15 protein-coding genes are annotated in these 14,032 nt (G+C 72.2%); 6 read left to right on the forward strand and 9 right to left on the reverse strand.

Features of this window, described 5'->3' with window-relative positions; translation table 11 throughout:
- The first annotated feature begins 31 nt into the window (after positions 1-31).
- The 3 genes from AC0VX6_RS23230 to AC0VX6_RS23240 all read left to right on the forward strand — a co-directional run bounded on the left by AC0VX6_RS23230 (position 32) and on the right by AC0VX6_RS23240 (position 3,514).
- Positions 32-1,396, forward strand: a complete 1,365-nt coding sequence (locus tag AC0VX6_RS23230) for a nucleotide sugar dehydrogenase (protein WP_274974651.1) — start codon at positions 32-34, stop codon at positions 1,394-1,396.
- Positions 1,397-1,640: 244 nt separating this feature from the next.
- Positions 1,641-2,795: a glycosyltransferase gene (locus AC0VX6_RS23235; RefSeq protein WP_274974652.1), complete on the forward strand. Its 1,155-nt coding sequence runs from the start codon at positions 1,641-1,643 to the stop codon at positions 2,793-2,795.
- A 113-nt stretch (positions 2,796-2,908) separates the two neighbouring features.
- Complete coding sequence (locus tag AC0VX6_RS23240) at positions 2,909-3,514, forward strand: malonic semialdehyde reductase (RefSeq protein ID WP_475466046.1); 606 nt, start codon at positions 2,909-2,911, stop codon at positions 3,512-3,514.
- A 119-nt stretch (positions 3,515-3,633) separates the two neighbouring features.
- Here the strand turns inward: AC0VX6_RS23240 and AC0VX6_RS23245 are convergent, their stop codons facing one another.
- From AC0VX6_RS23245 to AC0VX6_RS23270, 6 genes are all read right to left on the reverse strand, one after another.
- Positions 3,634-5,301 (reverse strand): PP2C family protein-serine/threonine phosphatase, encoded by a 1,668-nt coding sequence (locus AC0VX6_RS23245; RefSeq protein ID WP_475466048.1) that lies wholly within the window; start codon positions 5,299-5,301, stop codon positions 3,634-3,636.
- Complete coding sequence (locus AC0VX6_RS23250; RefSeq protein ID WP_475466050.1) at positions 5,298-6,347, reverse strand: SpoIIE family protein phosphatase; 1,050 nt, start codon at positions 6,345-6,347, stop codon at positions 5,298-5,300. Before AC0VX6_RS23250 ends, AC0VX6_RS23245 begins: the two co-directional genes overlap by 4 nt.
- Positions 6,344-6,778, reverse strand: a complete 435-nt coding sequence (locus AC0VX6_RS23255) for an anti-sigma regulatory factor (RefSeq protein ID WP_444961165.1) — start codon at positions 6,776-6,778, stop codon at positions 6,344-6,346. The genes AC0VX6_RS23250 and AC0VX6_RS23255 overlap by 4 nt, the downstream gene beginning before the upstream one ends.
- Positions 6,775-7,170, reverse strand: a complete 396-nt coding sequence (locus tag AC0VX6_RS23260; RefSeq protein ID WP_248771947.1) for an STAS domain-containing protein — start codon at positions 7,168-7,170, stop codon at positions 6,775-6,777. The genes AC0VX6_RS23255 and AC0VX6_RS23260 overlap by 4 nt, the downstream gene beginning before the upstream one ends.
- A 12-nt stretch (positions 7,171-7,182) precedes the next feature.
- A complete protein-coding gene (locus tag AC0VX6_RS23265) occupies positions 7,183-8,070 on the reverse strand; it encodes an STAS domain-containing protein (protein ID WP_475466052.1) in 888 nt (295 codons plus the stop codon).
- A 104-nt stretch (positions 8,071-8,174) separates the two neighbouring features.
- A complete protein-coding gene (locus AC0VX6_RS23270) occupies positions 8,175-9,299 on the reverse strand; it encodes a PP2C family protein-serine/threonine phosphatase (protein ID WP_475469425.1) in 1,125 nt (374 codons plus the stop codon).
- A 220-nt stretch (positions 9,300-9,519) separates the two neighbouring features.
- Between AC0VX6_RS23270 and AC0VX6_RS23275 the strand changes: the two genes are divergently transcribed.
- From AC0VX6_RS23275 to AC0VX6_RS23285, 3 genes are all read left to right on the forward strand, one after another.
- Positions 9,520-10,011: a MarR family winged helix-turn-helix transcriptional regulator gene (locus AC0VX6_RS23275; protein ID WP_444961167.1), complete on the forward strand. Its 492-nt coding sequence runs from the start codon at positions 9,520-9,522 to the stop codon at positions 10,009-10,011.
- 338 nt (positions 10,012-10,349) lie between these two features.
- Positions 10,350-10,574 (forward strand): hypothetical protein, encoded by a 225-nt coding sequence (locus AC0VX6_RS23280; RefSeq protein WP_475466054.1) that lies wholly within the window; start codon positions 10,350-10,352, stop codon positions 10,572-10,574.
- Positions 10,571-10,918 carry a hypothetical protein gene (locus tag AC0VX6_RS23285; RefSeq protein ID WP_475466055.1) on the forward strand — a complete coding sequence of 116 codons (348 nt, stop codon included), beginning with the start codon at positions 10,571-10,573 and terminating at the stop codon, positions 10,916-10,918. The genes AC0VX6_RS23280 and AC0VX6_RS23285 overlap by 4 nt, the downstream gene beginning before the upstream one ends.
- A gap of 146 nt (positions 10,919-11,064) precedes the next feature.
- Here the strand turns inward: AC0VX6_RS23285 and AC0VX6_RS23290 are convergent, their stop codons facing one another.
- The 3 genes from AC0VX6_RS23290 to AC0VX6_RS23300 form a co-directional block, all read right to left on the reverse strand.
- Positions 11,065-11,931 (reverse strand): glycosyltransferase family 2 protein, encoded by an 867-nt coding sequence (locus AC0VX6_RS23290; RefSeq protein WP_274978233.1) that lies wholly within the window; start codon positions 11,929-11,931, stop codon positions 11,065-11,067.
- 302 nt (positions 11,932-12,233) lie between these two features.
- Positions 12,234-13,004, reverse strand: a complete 771-nt coding sequence (locus AC0VX6_RS23295) for a CDP-alcohol phosphatidyltransferase family protein (protein WP_248771951.1) — start codon at positions 13,002-13,004, stop codon at positions 12,234-12,236.
- On the reverse strand, positions 12,982-14,031 hold the full coding sequence (locus tag AC0VX6_RS23300; protein WP_047867984.1) for an iron-containing alcohol dehydrogenase family protein: 1,050 nt from the start codon (positions 14,029-14,031) through the stop codon (positions 12,982-12,984). The genes AC0VX6_RS23295 and AC0VX6_RS23300 overlap by 23 nt, the downstream gene beginning before the upstream one ends.
- Between the last annotated feature and the right edge of the window lies 1 nt (position 14,032).

Raw genomic sequence — 14,032 nt, forward strand, 5'->3', positions numbered from 1 at the left:
GTTCACGAGATGAATGCGAGTGTGACCACGAGTGGATGCCGCAGCCTCCAACCCAGCCCTTGTCTCCGAGCAGTCCGCCGGTGCGGTCAGCGACCTCGTCGTTCTCGGCCTCGGCTACGTCGGCCTGCCGCTTGCGGCCGAGGCCGTGTCCGCCGGCCTGAAGGTCACCGGTCTGGACGTGAGCAGCCGCGTCGTCGACGGGCTCAACAGCGCCGTCTCGCACGTGGACGACCTCTCCGCGGAGGACGTGCGCGGGATGCTGGACCGCGGTTTCACCGCGACCACCGACCCGGCCTGCCTGGCCACCGCGCGCACCATCGTGATCTGCGTGCCCACGCCCCTGTCGGCGGAGGGCGGCCCGGACCTGGGCGCGGTGACGTCCGCGGCCGAGTCAATCGCCGCCCAGCTGCGGCCGGGCACCCTGGTCATCCTGGAGTCGACCACCTACCCCGGCACCACCGAGGAGGTGGTCCGCCCGCTGCTGGAGAAGTCCGGCCTTGTCGCGGGCGCCGACTTCCACCTGGCCTTCTCGCCCGAGCGCATCGACCCCGGCAACCCGACCTTCGGCGTGGCCAACACGCCCAAGGTCGTCGGCGGCCTGACGCAGGAGTGCGGGGAGGCCGCGGCGGAGTTCTACAGCGCCTTCGTGAACACGGTGGTGCGGGCGCGCGGCACCCGCGAGGCCGAGATGGCCAAGCTGCTGGAGAACACCTACCGCCACGTCAACATCGCCCTGGTCAACGAGATGGCCATCTTCTGCCAGGAGCTGGGCGTGGACCTGTGGGACTCCATCGCCGCGGCGGCCACCAAGCCGTTCGGCTTCCAGGCCTTCTACCCGGGCCCGGGCGTGGGCGGACACTGCATCCCCATCGACCCGAACTACCTGTCGTACAAGGTCAAGACCCTCGGCTACCCGTTCCGGTTCGTGGAGCTGGCCCAGGAGATCAACGGCCGCATGCCCTCCTACGTCATCCAGCGGGCGCAGGAGCTGCTCAACGACTCCGGCCTGGCGCTGTCGCGCTCCAAGGTGCTGCTGCTGGGCGTCACCTACAAGGCCGACATCGCCGACCAGCGCGAGTCCCCGGCCCGGCCGGTCGCGCGCAAGCTGGCCGCCAAGGGCGCCACGCTGACCTACCACGACCCGCACGTGGAGTCCTGGCAGGTCGACGGTGTGGACGTGCCCAGGTCCACCGACCTTGACCGCGCCCTGGCCGAGGCCGACCTGACCATCCTGCTCACCGACCACGCCGAGTACCGGCCCAAGCGGCTGGAGGAGTACGCGCGGCTGCTCCTGGACACCCGGGGCGTACTGCGCCGTCCCGACCCCGAGACGGACTCCGCGGTCCCCTCGCAGGTGCGGCGCCACGTCACGCGGGAGGGCATCGAGGTCCTGTGAGCTGAGGGACCCGTCCCGACGGGCACGCCGATCCGCGAGCACACCGCGTTCATCGGCGTGCCTTTCGGCGTTCACCTTCCCCCGGCCGAAGGTTCACCCGCTGCACTCCGTGCGGCCACCGGGCTTTCCTCGGCGCGTCTTTCCCGCTGAATACCGTGACGAAGAGCTGATACCGCTCCGACAGGAGCGGCCAGGCCGATCCGCCCGAGAGGGCCTCAGACGGCGACACAGGTAGGTGAACTCGATGCACGCGCTCGTGGCCACGGTGGTGCACCACCCGGAGGACGCACGGATCCTGCACCGGCAGATCCGCGCCCTGTTGGACGCCGGACACAGCGTGACCTATGTGGCGCCGTTCCGCGAGTGCGGGGTGACCCCGTGGTCGGAGCTGCGTTCGGTAGACGTGCCGCGCGCCTCGGGGCGCGAGCGGCTCGCCTCCCTGCGCGCCGCCCGCGCGGTCCTCGCCGAGCAGGCGCCCCTGGCCGACCTGCTCCTCTTCCACGACCCCGAACTCCTGCTGGCCCTGCCGTCCAGACGCCCGGTGACGGTGTGGGACGTGCACGAGGACACGGCGGCGGCACTGCTCACCAAGGCGTGGGTGCCCCGGTCGCTGCGGCGCCCGCTGGGCACGGTGGTGCGCTCCTTCGAGCGGCACGCGGAGCGGCGGATGCGGCTGGTGCTGGCCGAGGAGGGGTACCGCTCCCGGTTCCGCATGGAGCACCCGGTGGTGCCCAACACCACCGAGGTGCCGGAGTTCCCGGCGCGCGAGCCGGGCGACGACCGGATCGTGTACCTGGGCCAGGTGTCCGAGGCGCGCGGCGCGCGCGAACTGGTGGAGCTGGGGCGCATGCTGCGCCCGCACGGCGTGCGCCTGGAGGTCATCGGCGGCGCCGACGCCGGGGTGCGGCCGCTGCTGCGCGAGGCCCAGCAGGAGGACGTCCTGCACTGGTACGGGTTCGTGCCCAACGACCGGGCGCTGCGGATCTGCGCGGGCGCCATGGCGGGGCTGAGCCTGCTGCACGACACGCCCAACTACCGGCACTCGATGCCGACCAAGGTCGTGGAGTACATGGCGCACGGCCTGCCGGTGGTGACCACGCCCAACCCGATGGCGCAGGAGCTGGTGACCGGCCGCCCGGAGGGCCCGTCGGGCCTGGTGGTGCCGTTCGGCGACGTGTCGGCCGCGGCGGAGGCGGTGCTGCGGCTGCGCCGGGACGCGGAGCTGCGCCGCGATCTGGCCCGCACCGGGCACCGGATCGCGCGGACCTCCTTCCACTGGCCGGTCCAGGCGCGCCTGTTCGTCAAGCGCCTGGAGGCGTGGGCGGACGAGGCCTCGGGCGAACCGCTGCCCGTGGTGCCGCCCCCGCGGAGTCGCCAGCGCACTCCCGTGCGTGATTGACCCCACTTCCAGCTCTCCGGGAAATATCTTCCTCGTCAACAAGTGTTGTGGTCCGTGTCGGAGCCGACTCCGCACGGCCCCCCGCCACACCACGAGCACGACCGAGGAAACACATGACTGACGCGCTGGTACTCGACAAGGCGGCCCAGGACCTGCTCTTCCGGGACGCCCGTACCGCGAACAGCTTCACCGACGAGCCGGTGACCGAGGAGCAGGTCCGGGCGATCCACGACCTGGTCAAGTACGGGCCGACCGCCATGAACAACCAGCCCCTGCGGGTCACCGTGGTGCGCTCGGCCGCGGCCCGCGAGCGACTCGTGCCGCACATGGCGGGCAACAACGCGCCCAAGACCTCGACGGCGCCGCTCACCCTGATCCTGTCCGCGGACTCCGACTTCCACGAGCACTTCCCGAAGACCTTCCCCGTCGCGCCCGACGCCCGGGACAACTTCTCCGGGATGCCCGTCGAGGCCCGCGAGAGCATGGCCCTGCAGAACGCGTTCCTCCAGGTCGGCTACCTGCTCCTGGGCGTGCGCGCCGCCGGCCTGGCGGCCGGGCCGATGACCGGATTCGACGCCGAGGGCGTGCGCCGCGAGTTCTTCGGCGAGGACTCCACGCTGCGGCCCCTGGTGGTCATGAACGTGGGCAGGCCGGGCCCGGACGCGTGGTTCGACCGCCTGCCGCGCCTGGAGTACGACGAGGCCGTCACCGAGGTCTGATCGGCGTCCCCGTCGTCCGCCGGACCTGAGGGGGCGGACGAACGCGGGACGGGACACCGTGTCGGGGGGCCGGGCGCCGAGGGGGCGCCCGGCCCTCCGCGTGCGGGCCCGGAGCGCCGCTACCCGTCCCGTTCGGCGGCGAGGAAGACCAGCAGGCACACGTCGTCGTCGCAGTCCTGGTACTTGACCATGGCGTCCAGCAGGTCGTCGGCCGCCTTGTCCGGGCCGCCCCGCCAGTACGGCGGTCCCCCGAAGCCCTCCACCAGGCGCGCGATCCCGTCGTCGATGGACTCCCCGCGCCGCTCGATCAGGCCGTCGCTGTACAGCAGCAGCGCGGCGCCCGGAGGCAGTTCGACGGTGTGGTCGGTGTAGGACAGCTCCACCGGCAGGCCGAGCATGCCGCCGGACGGCAGCGGCACCGCCTCCGCCCTGCCCTCGCCGTCGCGCCACAGCGGCGGCGGGTGCCCGGCCCCGGCCATCACCACCTCGGGGTCACCCGGCCGGAAGCGCACGATGACCGCGGTCGCGAACAGGTCCGGTTCGAGGTGGCCCAGCAGCCGGTGCAGGCGCTCCAAGAGCACGGCCGGGCTGCGCTCCTCCAGCGCGTAGGCGCGCAGGGCCGTGCGCAGCTGGCCCATCATCACCGCGGCGTGGATGCCGTGCCCGGTGACATCGCCGACCACGCCGATGAACTCGCCGTCGCCCCGGGAGAAGACGTCGTACCAGTCGCCGCCCACGTTCATCCCGCGCGTGGCGGGCAGGTAGCGGGCCGTCATCTCCATCCCCGGGGTCTGGGGCAGCTCGGTGAGCATGGCCCGTTGGAGGGTGGCCGCCGTGTCGCGCTCGCGCTCGAAGCGGCGCGCGTTGTCCAGCGACGCCGCCGCCCGCCGCGCGAGTTCGTCCAGCACGACCTCGTCGTCGGCGTCCAGGGGTTCGGCGCGGCGCAGCAGCAGCACCCCGAGCAGCCCCGAACCCGTGAGCAGGGGGAGCGCCAGCTCCCCCTCTCCGGCCGGGGCGTCCGCCGGGCGGCGCCGGGCCGCGGCCAGGAGCACCGTGTCCGGCACGGCGGCCTCACGCGCGCCGGAGGCGCACAGGCCGCCGTCCTCGCCGGTGAGCCACACCTCGACGGCGTCGGCGCGCTCGGGCACGAGCAGGTCCCGCAGGCGGGCGAAGATCTCCGACTGGTTCAGGGAGGTCATGAGCCTCGCGCTGGCCGTGGAGAGGAACGTGAGCCTGTTGCGGGCGGCCTCGGCCTGGTCGCGGGCCGCGCGCTCGGCCGCCAGGAGCCTGCGCTGCTCGTCGCTGGCCTCGGCGAGCTCGGCGTGCAGGGCCAGCACGCCCTGGTTGGTCTCCTCCAGCTCGCGCTGGTGCCACTCCAGTTCGCGTGCGCGCTCGGCCGCGACGGCGGCCACCCTCCCCGCGCGCTCGGAGGTGCGCAGCAGCTCCGCCGCCAGGAGTTCGGCCTCGGCCTCCCCGGGGGCCCCGTCCGCCGCGGCCCCCGCGTCGAGGGGCTCGGAGAGGGGCAGGTCGGACTCCCACCGGCTCTCCCCCGCGCCGTCGCGGACGGTGGCGCGCAGCACGAGCCCGTCCTCGGACAGGTCCACCGCCAGCGCGGCCGGACCGCCCGGCCCCGACGCGCGCAGCGCCCACGAGGAGGCGCCGTTCAGGAACTCCAGTTCGGCCTCGTCCCCGGCGCACGCGGCGTCGAGCACGCGCGCCACGGCCGCGCGGGCCCGCGCCGCGTCGACGGCACCGCGGACCCGCAGGTCGAGCAGCGGTTGCGTCATCGTCCTCCCCCGTCAGGGCGTGCGGTGTGCGTGACCACGGCGACGCTCGTGTCGTCGCGCAGCGGACGGGCGGCGCTTCCCGAGTCCCGGAACACCGCTCCGGCCACGACCGCGGCGTCGTGGCCGCGCAGGGCCTCGATGCCCTCGGGCTTCCACCGTCCCGGCACCCCGTCGCTGTGCAGGATGAGCATGTCCCCTGGGGACCACTCCCGCCGGGCCGGGGCCGGTGTGCGCAGGGAGAAGGCCCCCACGATCCCGGGTCGGGAGAGCAGCGTCTCCCAGCGCCCGTCCCGGTACAGGCGAGCACCGATGTTGCCGACCCCGCAGAAGGTGAGGCGGCCCCGGGACTCGTCGATCTCGACGATCGCCACGGCCGCCCCGCGCGTGCGCCGCAGCGCCTCGTGCAGTCCGCGCAACAGCGTGTCGGGGGTCCCTCCCCTGCTCCCGGTCACGAAGCGCGAGGCCACGTCGGCGGCGTCCGAGGCGGCCTCACCGTGCCCGAGCCCGTCCGCGAGCATGACCGTGCGCAGGGCACCGCCGCTGCGGAAGGCCAAGGCGTCCCCGGAGAGCTTGTAGCCGCCCAGGGGGACGTGTATCCCGCCCGTGGCCGCGCGCGCGCCGAACAGGGCGCGGTCGGCGGAGCGGGCGAAGCGGGCCACCGCGACCGTCCCCCTTCCGGGAGCGCTGTGGACCTCGAAGAAGTCGGCGGCGCGCGCGCAGGCGCCGAGCCCCGAACCCAGGGAGTCCTCCGAGGTGGAGAAGCCGTCCTTCATGGCGCGCGGGACGTCGGGGATGCCGGGGCCGTGGTCCAGCGCGAGGACCTGCAGGGCCCGGGCCGTTCCCCACGGCTCCCTGGCCTCCTCCGCCACGAAGCGCCCACCGCCGGCGTACCTGCACATGTTGGTCGCCAGTTCGGACGCGGCGAGGGCCGCGGCGTCCGCCGCGGCCCTGTCCAGACCGATGCCGAGCGCGGCCTCGCGGGCGGTCCGGGCCGCGTAGGACACGTGCGTGGCGTCGGTGACCGCCAGGTCCCAGACCCTGGTCATCGGGCTCCGCGCCCGTAGGGATCGGCCCAGGAGGTGATGGTCACCCTGGTCCCTCCCTCGGGGAGGTTCTCGATCTCGAACTCCTGCACGAGGCGTTTGGAGCCGCTCAGACCCATCCCCAGGCCGCCCGCGGTGGAGTAGCCGTCGGTCAGGGCCGTGTCCACGTCGGGGATACCCGGCCCGGAGTCGACGAAGGACACGCGCACGCCCTGTCCGGCCTGGCCGTGGACGACGCGGATCTCGGTGGCCCCGCCCCCGCCGTGCAGGAGCGTGTTGCGGGCCAGCTCGCTGGCCGCGGTCACGAGCTTGGTCTGCTGGACCAGGCCGAACCCGGTCTGCTGCGCCAGGGCGCGCACCTGCTGGCGGACCACCGTCAGGTCGGTGTCCCTGCGGATGGGCACGTGGATCGGCTCCGCGGAGGCCTGGCTCACGTCGCGCCCCGTTCCGGCCGTTCCTTCCGTTCGATGGTGACCCCGAAGCTGGCCGCCGCCTCGGTGACCGTCCGGGCGGTGTCCATGCCCGGCAGGGTCAGGCCCAGTTCGACCAGGGTGATGGCCACCGCCGGGCGCATGCCGACCAGCACGGTCCGGGCGGCGAGGAGCCGGGAGGAGGCCGCCACCTCGGCGAGGACCCGCGCGAGGAAGGAGTCGACCATGTCGAGCGAGCTGATGTCGATGATGAGTCCGCGCGAACCGGTGTCGGCCACCGCGGCGGTCACGTCGTTCTGGAGGTCCACCGCGGCCTCGTCGGGGAGTTCGCCCTGGATGCTCACCAGTAGCAGCCCGCCGAGGTCGAGGACCGGGATGGTGGGAGGACTAGTCACGTACCTGTCCAATCAGCTCTCGGGGCCCTTGACGGACGGCGCCCTGTTCTGGCGCCGCTCCAGCGCCCACTCCAGCGCGTCGGCCAGGCTGGCGCGGGTGGTGACCGGGCCCAGGTCGAGGCCGAGTTGGACGATGGTCTGGGCGATGGCGGGGCGGATGCCCGAGATCACGCACTCCGCGCCCATGAGCCGCGCCGAGGCGACGGTCTTCATGAGGTGCTGGGCCACGAGCGAGTCCACCGTCGACACGCCCGTGATGTCCAGGATGGCGATGGTGGCCTTGTGCTCGACGATGGCCTCCAGGAGGTTCTCCATCACCACCTGGCTGCGCGCGCTGTCGAGCATGCCGATGAGCGGCACGGCGACGAGGCGGTCCCAGAGCTTGACGACCGGGGTCGCCATCTCCAGGAGCTGCTGGCGCTGGCGCTGGATGATCTCCTGGTTCTCCTGGAGCATGCTCTCGACGACCATGACCCGCAGGGTGGCGAACAGCGTGACGAGCTGGACGCGGATGTCGGACAGCTCGTCGGGCCCGGTCCCGGGGGAGTCCGCTCCCAGCAGTTCCATCGCGGCCTCGCCCAGGAGGCCGACCTCGCGGTCGACCTGGCCGGTGGACAGGCCCGACCTCGCGCGCGAGGCGGTCATGGCGACGAGCTGTTCGCGGACGGGGTGGAAGCCCGGGGCCTCCAGGTCGTCCACGCGCCCGCTCTCGGCGACCACCGCGAGGGAGTCGACGACGGCGTGGCAGGCCTCGACGGCCTCGTCCCGGGTGACGGTGAACACCGTCTGGAAGAGGGGCAGATCGGCCCACCGCTGGGCGATCTGCTCCCTGCGGCGCCGGAGGAAGGCGGACACGATCCGCGCGCCCGACCCTGAGTGGTCGGATGCTCCGTCAGTCATACATCTCCTCGTGGTCCTGCGTGTCGCTGGAAGGGGGGTCCCGCGTTGTTGCCGCGTGGCAATTGTCTACCAGACCTGAGGCGGGCGGGCACGGGGCGCGGCGCCTACCCCGGCTCGCCCCGGCCCCGCCAGTCCAGGCACACCACCAGCGCGTCGTCGAGGGACTCGCGGTCGCCCCGGTACTCGGCCAGGTGGCGCAGGACCTCCTGGGGCGCGGAGGAGCTGGGCACCAGCCTGGTGGCCAGGATGGCCAGGGGCAGGGCCCGGGTGCCGAAGGTCTCGCCCTCGGACGGCCCCTTGGCGTCGAACACGCCGTCGCTGACGAACACCAGCCGGTCGCCCGGCTCGACCCGGAAGCCCTCCGCGGTGTAGACGGTGTCCTCGGCCATGCCCATGGGCAGCTGGGCCTCGAAGGGCATCTGCTCGACCCGGTCGCCGCGCAGGCGGTAGAGCAGGGGCGAGCCCGCGTCGACCACCTGCACCTCGCCGGTGGCCAGGTCGAAGCCGAGCAGGAGGACGTCCAGGTAGCGCTCTCCCCGGTAGTGGGAGTAGACGGCCTTGTCGGCGAGGGCGACCTGGTCGGCGAGCGGGATCCCGCTGCGGCGGGCGTTGCGTAGGGCGTTGACCGCCAGGCTGGTCAGCAGCGAGGCGTCGATGCCCTCGCCCATGCCGTTGGTGATGCCCAGGGTGAGCCGGTCCGGCGCGGCCGACCAGTCGAAGTTGTCGCCGCGTATGGAGTAGGCCGGTTCGAGCTGGGCGCCGATGCTGTACTCGGGGCACTCGAAGCCCCGGCCCGGCAGCAGGTCCCACTGGACCTCGGCGGCCAGGGTGAGCCGGTCCCTGCGGCGCAGCGTCCGGTAGACGTCGGTGTCGCGCTCGGCGACGAGGATCTCGTGGCCGAGCACGCAGGCGACCTGCTCCAGTTCGGCGAGCACCCCGGCGGAGTAGTCGCCCGCCTTCAGCTCGACGGTGAGCACGCCCAGCCGGTCGCCGCGGGCGCTCACCGGGAGGTGGACGGTCACGGCCTCGGATCCGAAGCTGTCCTCGACGAAGGTCTCCTGCGCGCCGAAGACCCTGCCCACGACACTGTTGAAGACGGAGTACTCCCCCGCGCACTCCCCGGGCGGATCGGGGACGTGGCAGAGTACCTTGAGTCCGTAGTCAGCGAGGAAGAGTTCGGCGGACACCGCCGCGTAGTCCTCGGAGAGAGCCCCGCGGAGGACCGCCATGAGCCCGTGCGGCTGGGCCTCGCGAAGGGACCGCGCTACGGTCTCGTATCTGTTCACTGGATCGACCTGTGTTTTCTGTGCCGATTGGAGAAGTATCCCGCACACCGGCACGGGTACGGTCGGCGGGCGCGGAACTGGGCGTTCCGTTATGGTCGTAGAGGTACCCCATTTCCGATGCCGGATGGGTACAACTCACAGACGCGACGTGTGAGAGTGGAAAGTGAGTCCTGAATCGCAGGAACCGACAGCCGAAGCAGCCCGTGCGGCCTCCACCGTCACCGAACTCATGGAAGTGCTCTGGGGGCGCGGCCGTGAGGTCGCCTCCTCACCGGTCTCTCCTCCGCAGCTCAAGGTCCTCTTCATCCTCGAGGAGGAGGACGGCGTGAACCTGCGTACGGTGACCGAGCGCCTGGGTTCCACCCCTCCGTCCGTCAGCAGGCTGTGCGACCGCCTCCAGGCGGTCGGCTTCGTGACCCGGACGCCGAGTCCGAGCAGCCGTCGTGAGCTGAGGCTCTGGCTGAGCGAGAGCGGCCGGACCTTCCTGCGCGACCTGAGAGCTCGCAGGGAGGCCGAGCTCCACGAGGTCATCGCCCGCATGCCCCCGCGCAAGCGGGTGATGCTCATGGAAGGGCTCGTGTCCTTCCGCGAGGCGGCGAGCCGCTCCGAGGAACACTCCGACAGCTCCGAGCAGCCGAACTTCCGTACGGCCTGAGCCACTGGTGCGGACCGGGCGGTCGGTCCGGCGCCACGTGTGGGTGGAACCCCGGCGTTCCCGCCCTGCCCTGGGCAGCCGCCACCTCGGGGCGGGCTTCCCAACCGTAAACAATGCCGCCAGAGTCAACTATTGTCAAGCGGCAACAGTTTTCCGACGCCGCGCCGAGTTCCCGCCTGCCGCCCTGTCCCCACTGCGTCCCGTTCCGAGGAATCCGTGCCGAAAACACCGAACCGCCGATCCGTCGGAGCCCACTCCCCTAGGCTTCACCTACGCTTGGGCCACACCCGCTCGGGCGCTGCCCCTTCTTCCCCCTGAGTGACCGGCTGGGACTGCGCATGGTTCGTCCACGACACCCGAACAAGGATCTGGAATCCGCGCTCCGGGCGGCCGAGGCCAGACAGTGGAGGGTCGAGCGCAGGAAGAAGTACTACAAGATGTACTGCCCGTGCCCGGAGAAACACTTCAAGACCGTTAAGCTCACGCTCTCCGGGGCAAATCACCTCAAAGACCTGCTGGGGCAGCTGCGTCGGGCCACATGCTGGGAGGAGCGGGGCCTGTGACCACACACCACCTCGTAGCCGACCTTTCCTTCGAAGCACGGAACGGCGCCAACAGTGACGGGGACTTCGACGACTTCGTCGACCGCTTCGTCGACGAGTTGGACAACCTCCAGGAGCGCGATCCCGGCATCGTCGATCCCGACGTGGTGGGAAGTCTGGCCAACCGCACGCTCTCGGTGACGATGGGCGTGGAGGCCGCGACCCTGGAGGACGCCTCCCGCCTGTTCTCCGCCAACGTGCGCGCGGCACTGCACGCGGCCGAATGCGGAACGCCGACCTGGCCCCACTTCGCACCGAAGGAGCGCACCCCCAGGGTGCGCCACCGCGACGCGGCCACCAGCTGAGCGAAGAGCCCCCTCGACCACTGGGTCCGAGGAGTTCTGGAACTCCGGGACCCGTCGGTCGAGGGGGCTCTTCGCTGTCGTGACCGGGCCGTCCACCGGCGCCCGGAGGCGGCGGGCACCGCCCGCCGCCGGGGTCGAACGGGGGCTCAGATGATCGGCGGGCGTCCGGCGCGGGTCATCCTCCACGCGGTCGACCAGCTGATCGGGGTGCGCTGACCGGCCTCCTCGCGCCAGCCCTCCCGGAAGCCCCCGAACCACGAGCGCAGCGCGTCGCGGTCGCGCTCGCGCAGCACGGTCAGCCCGACCCAGGTGCCGAGGTAGGCCGCGGCCAGGGGCCAGGGCAGGTTGCGGCGGGCCAGCCACACCCGGTTGCGGGCGTTGAGCCGGTAGAAGTTCTCGTGCCGGGTCGGCGCCACCGCCGGGTGGTACATCACCGCGTCGGCGTCGTACTCGATCCCGTAGCCCGCGTCCATGATCCGCCAGGCGAGGTCGGTCTCCTCGTGCGCGTAGAAGAAGTCGCCCGGCAGGCCGCCCCCGGCCTCGAAGGCGGTGCGCCGGATCGCGCACGCCCCGCCCAGGAACGTGGTCACCACGCTCGACTTGCGGGAGTCGCCCACGCGCAGGCGGGGCACGTGGCGGCGCTGGTCGGGGCCGCCGTCGGGGTCGGCGATGCGGAAGGACAGCGCGCCCAGCGACGGGTCGGCGGCGAAGCGCTCGCGCACGTGGCGGGCCAGGTCCCCGGAGCGGTACCAGCCGTCGTCGTCCAGGAAGAGGATGATGTCGCCGCTGGTCGCGCGCACCCCGTGGTTGCGCCCCTCGGGGATGCCCACGTTCTCCGGCAGGCGCACCCGCGTGACGCCCTCGGGCAGTTCCGGCAGGTCCGCGCCGTTGCCGACGACCACGACCTCGACGTCCGCGTCCTCCTGCTCGAACACGCTGGTGATGGCCCGGCGCAGCTCGGCGGGACGGTTGCCCATCGTCAGCAGGACGCAGGACAGGGTGGGCGCGGACACCTGGGGGCGGCTCCGTTCGGCTCTGGGCGCTGGGGAGACCGTCACCTCCGGCTTCTCCGGGCTCGGTGAGGACGGAATCACGGGTGTGGCCATGGTTGCGACCGTTCAGTGGACGAGGTGTTACTGGAAGGTTGACACACGGCCAACGATCGCAGGAACAGACTAACGAAAGAATAAAGGGAAGGTGGACGGGACCGTGGACAGGGTAACCTGCACGGCCCCGTTCGTGACGTCAACGTCATCGGCGCGTCGTTCGTGACGTTCCGACCCGGTTCGGGCCGGGGGCGCCCGAACTGTCCGCGCTATTCGAGGCGGCGCGAGGCGAGCACGCTCACGAAGTGCGCGAAGCTCATCAGCACGCCCACCGCGGCGCACGCCGCGACCAGGATCCGGGTGGCCGTCAGGTCGCCGAGGAAGGCGTCCACCACGGCCGCCACCACGACGATCAGGGACAGTTCCACGGCCTGGATGAGGCGGTGCACCATCAGCGCCGAGGCCAGGCGGCGGGCCAGGCTCAGACCCGACGAGCGCGGACGCATCGCCTCGTCCGAGACCTTCTCGGGCAGGCCCGCCTTGGCGCGCGCCACCACCACGTTGTCGGTCTCGGCCTTGATGAGCGCCACGCCGATCGCCGCGGCCATGCCCAGGATCACCCAGCCGCCCGCCTCCCACTCGCCCTGGGCGCGCACGCCCAGGCCGATGAGGAGCGCGATCTCGGACACGTAGTGGCCGATGCGGTCCAGGTAGATCCCGGCCACGCTGGTGCGTCCGGTGTAGCGGGCCACCTCGCCGTCGGAGCAGTCCAGCAGCAGGTACACCTGCACGAACAGCGCCGCCACGATCGCCGACCACAGGCCGCCGAAGGCGACCACGACCCCGGCGAGCACGCCGAAGGCCATCATCAGGTAGGTGATCGGGTTGGGGGGGACGCCGAGCCGGACGAAGAACGTGGTCAGGTACGGGGACAGGTCGCGCATGTAGAGGCGGCCCGCCCAGTGCTCCTCGTTCGTCCTCTCCTTGATGCCGGCGGGCTGGCCGCCCGCGCGGACCTCAGCGACCGACGGCTTCGACATAGTCCTTGACGCTCCGTCCGATCTCGTCCTCGGAGAGGTTCAGGTGTTCCAGGATGGTGAACCGGCCCGGACGGGTGTCCGGGGCGTGGACCACCGCCCGTGCGAACTCCGCCTCGTCGAGTCCGACGTCGGAGGGCACGACGGGCAGCTCGTGACGGATCAGGCAGTCGCGGATCTCGTTCATCCGCGCCTCCGACCAGTCCAGGTGCCGCACCCGCAGGAAGGACGCGTACAGCGCGCCCAGCCCGGCGAGCTCGCCGTGGTTGCTGGTGCCCGGGTGGAGCTGGGTCACCGCGTGCAGGATCTCGTGGCACGCGCCGCTGGCGGGACGGCTGGACCCGGCCACCGACATGGCCATACCCGAGAGCACCAGGCCCTCGGCCAGCACCGTGAGGAAGGCCTCGGACTCCACCGAGTCCGGGCGGTGCAGGACCGCCTCGGCCGCGACCCTGGCGAAGGTGACGGACATGCCGTCCACCGGCTCGCCGTTGACCCGGCCCGCCAGCTCCCAGTCCTCGATGGCGGAGATGTTGCTGACCACGTCTCCGATGCCCGAGCGCACCAGGTGCGAGGGGGCCGCCCGGACGTAGTCGACGTCGATGACCACGGCGATGGGCATGGTCACGCCGATGGAGGGCTTGCCGCCCTCGTGCTCCAGCGAGCTGACCGGCGAGGCGATGCCGTCGTGCGCCAGGTTGGTGGCCACGGCCACCATGGGGATCCCCGCCATGGTGGCGGCGAACTTGGTCACGTCGATGGTCTTGCCGCCGCCGATCCCGGCGACCGCCTCGTAGGCGCCCGAGCGGAGCTTCTTGCCCAGCTCGGTCGCGGCGTCGACGGTGCCCTCCTCGACGTGGAAGACCTCGCAGTTGGGCAGGTCCAGCTCGGAGGCGATCTGCGCCCCCTGGCCCGGGCCGACGGCCACGGCGATGCGGCCCTCGGTGGCGATCCTGCGGTCGGCGAGCAGCGTCCCGAGGGACGCGACGGCTCCCCGGCGCACGTCGATCGCCAGCGGGGAGGGGAGCATG

The sequence above is a fragment of the Nocardiopsis sp. iso_25 genome (assembly GCF_056173305.1).

Coding starts and splice junctions, on each gene's coding strand:
- AC0VX6_RS23235 (WP_274974652.1), top strand. CDS start 1,641: ATGCACGCGCTCGTGGCCACGGTGGTGCACCACCCGGAGGACGCACGG.
- AC0VX6_RS23240 (WP_475466046.1), top strand. CDS start 2,909: ATGACTGACGCGCTGGTACTCGACAAGGCGGCCCAGGACCTGCTCTTC.
- AC0VX6_RS23245 (WP_475466048.1), bottom strand. CDS start 5,301: ATGACGCAACCGCTGCTCGACCTGCGGGTCCGCGGTGCCGTCGACGCG.
- AC0VX6_RS23250 (WP_475466050.1), bottom strand. CDS start 6,347: ATGACCAGGGTCTGGGACCTGGCGGTCACCGACGCCACGCACGTGTCC.
- AC0VX6_RS23265 (WP_475466052.1), bottom strand. CDS start 8,070: ATGACTGACGGAGCATCCGACCACTCAGGGTCGGGCGCGCGGATCGTG.
- AC0VX6_RS23270 (WP_475469425.1), bottom strand. CDS start 9,299: ATGGCGGTCCTCCGCGGGGCTCTCTCCGAGGACTACGCGGCGGTGTCC.
- AC0VX6_RS23280 (WP_475466054.1), top strand. CDS start 10,350: ATGGTTCGTCCACGACACCCGAACAAGGATCTGGAATCCGCGCTCCGG.
- AC0VX6_RS23295 (WP_248771951.1), bottom strand. CDS start 13,004: ATGTCGAAGCCGTCGGTCGCTGAGGTCCGCGCGGGCGGCCAGCCCGCC.
- AC0VX6_RS23300 (WP_047867984.1), bottom strand. CDS start 14,031: ATGCTCCCCTCCCCGCTGGCGATCGACGTGCGCCGGGGAGCCGTCGCG.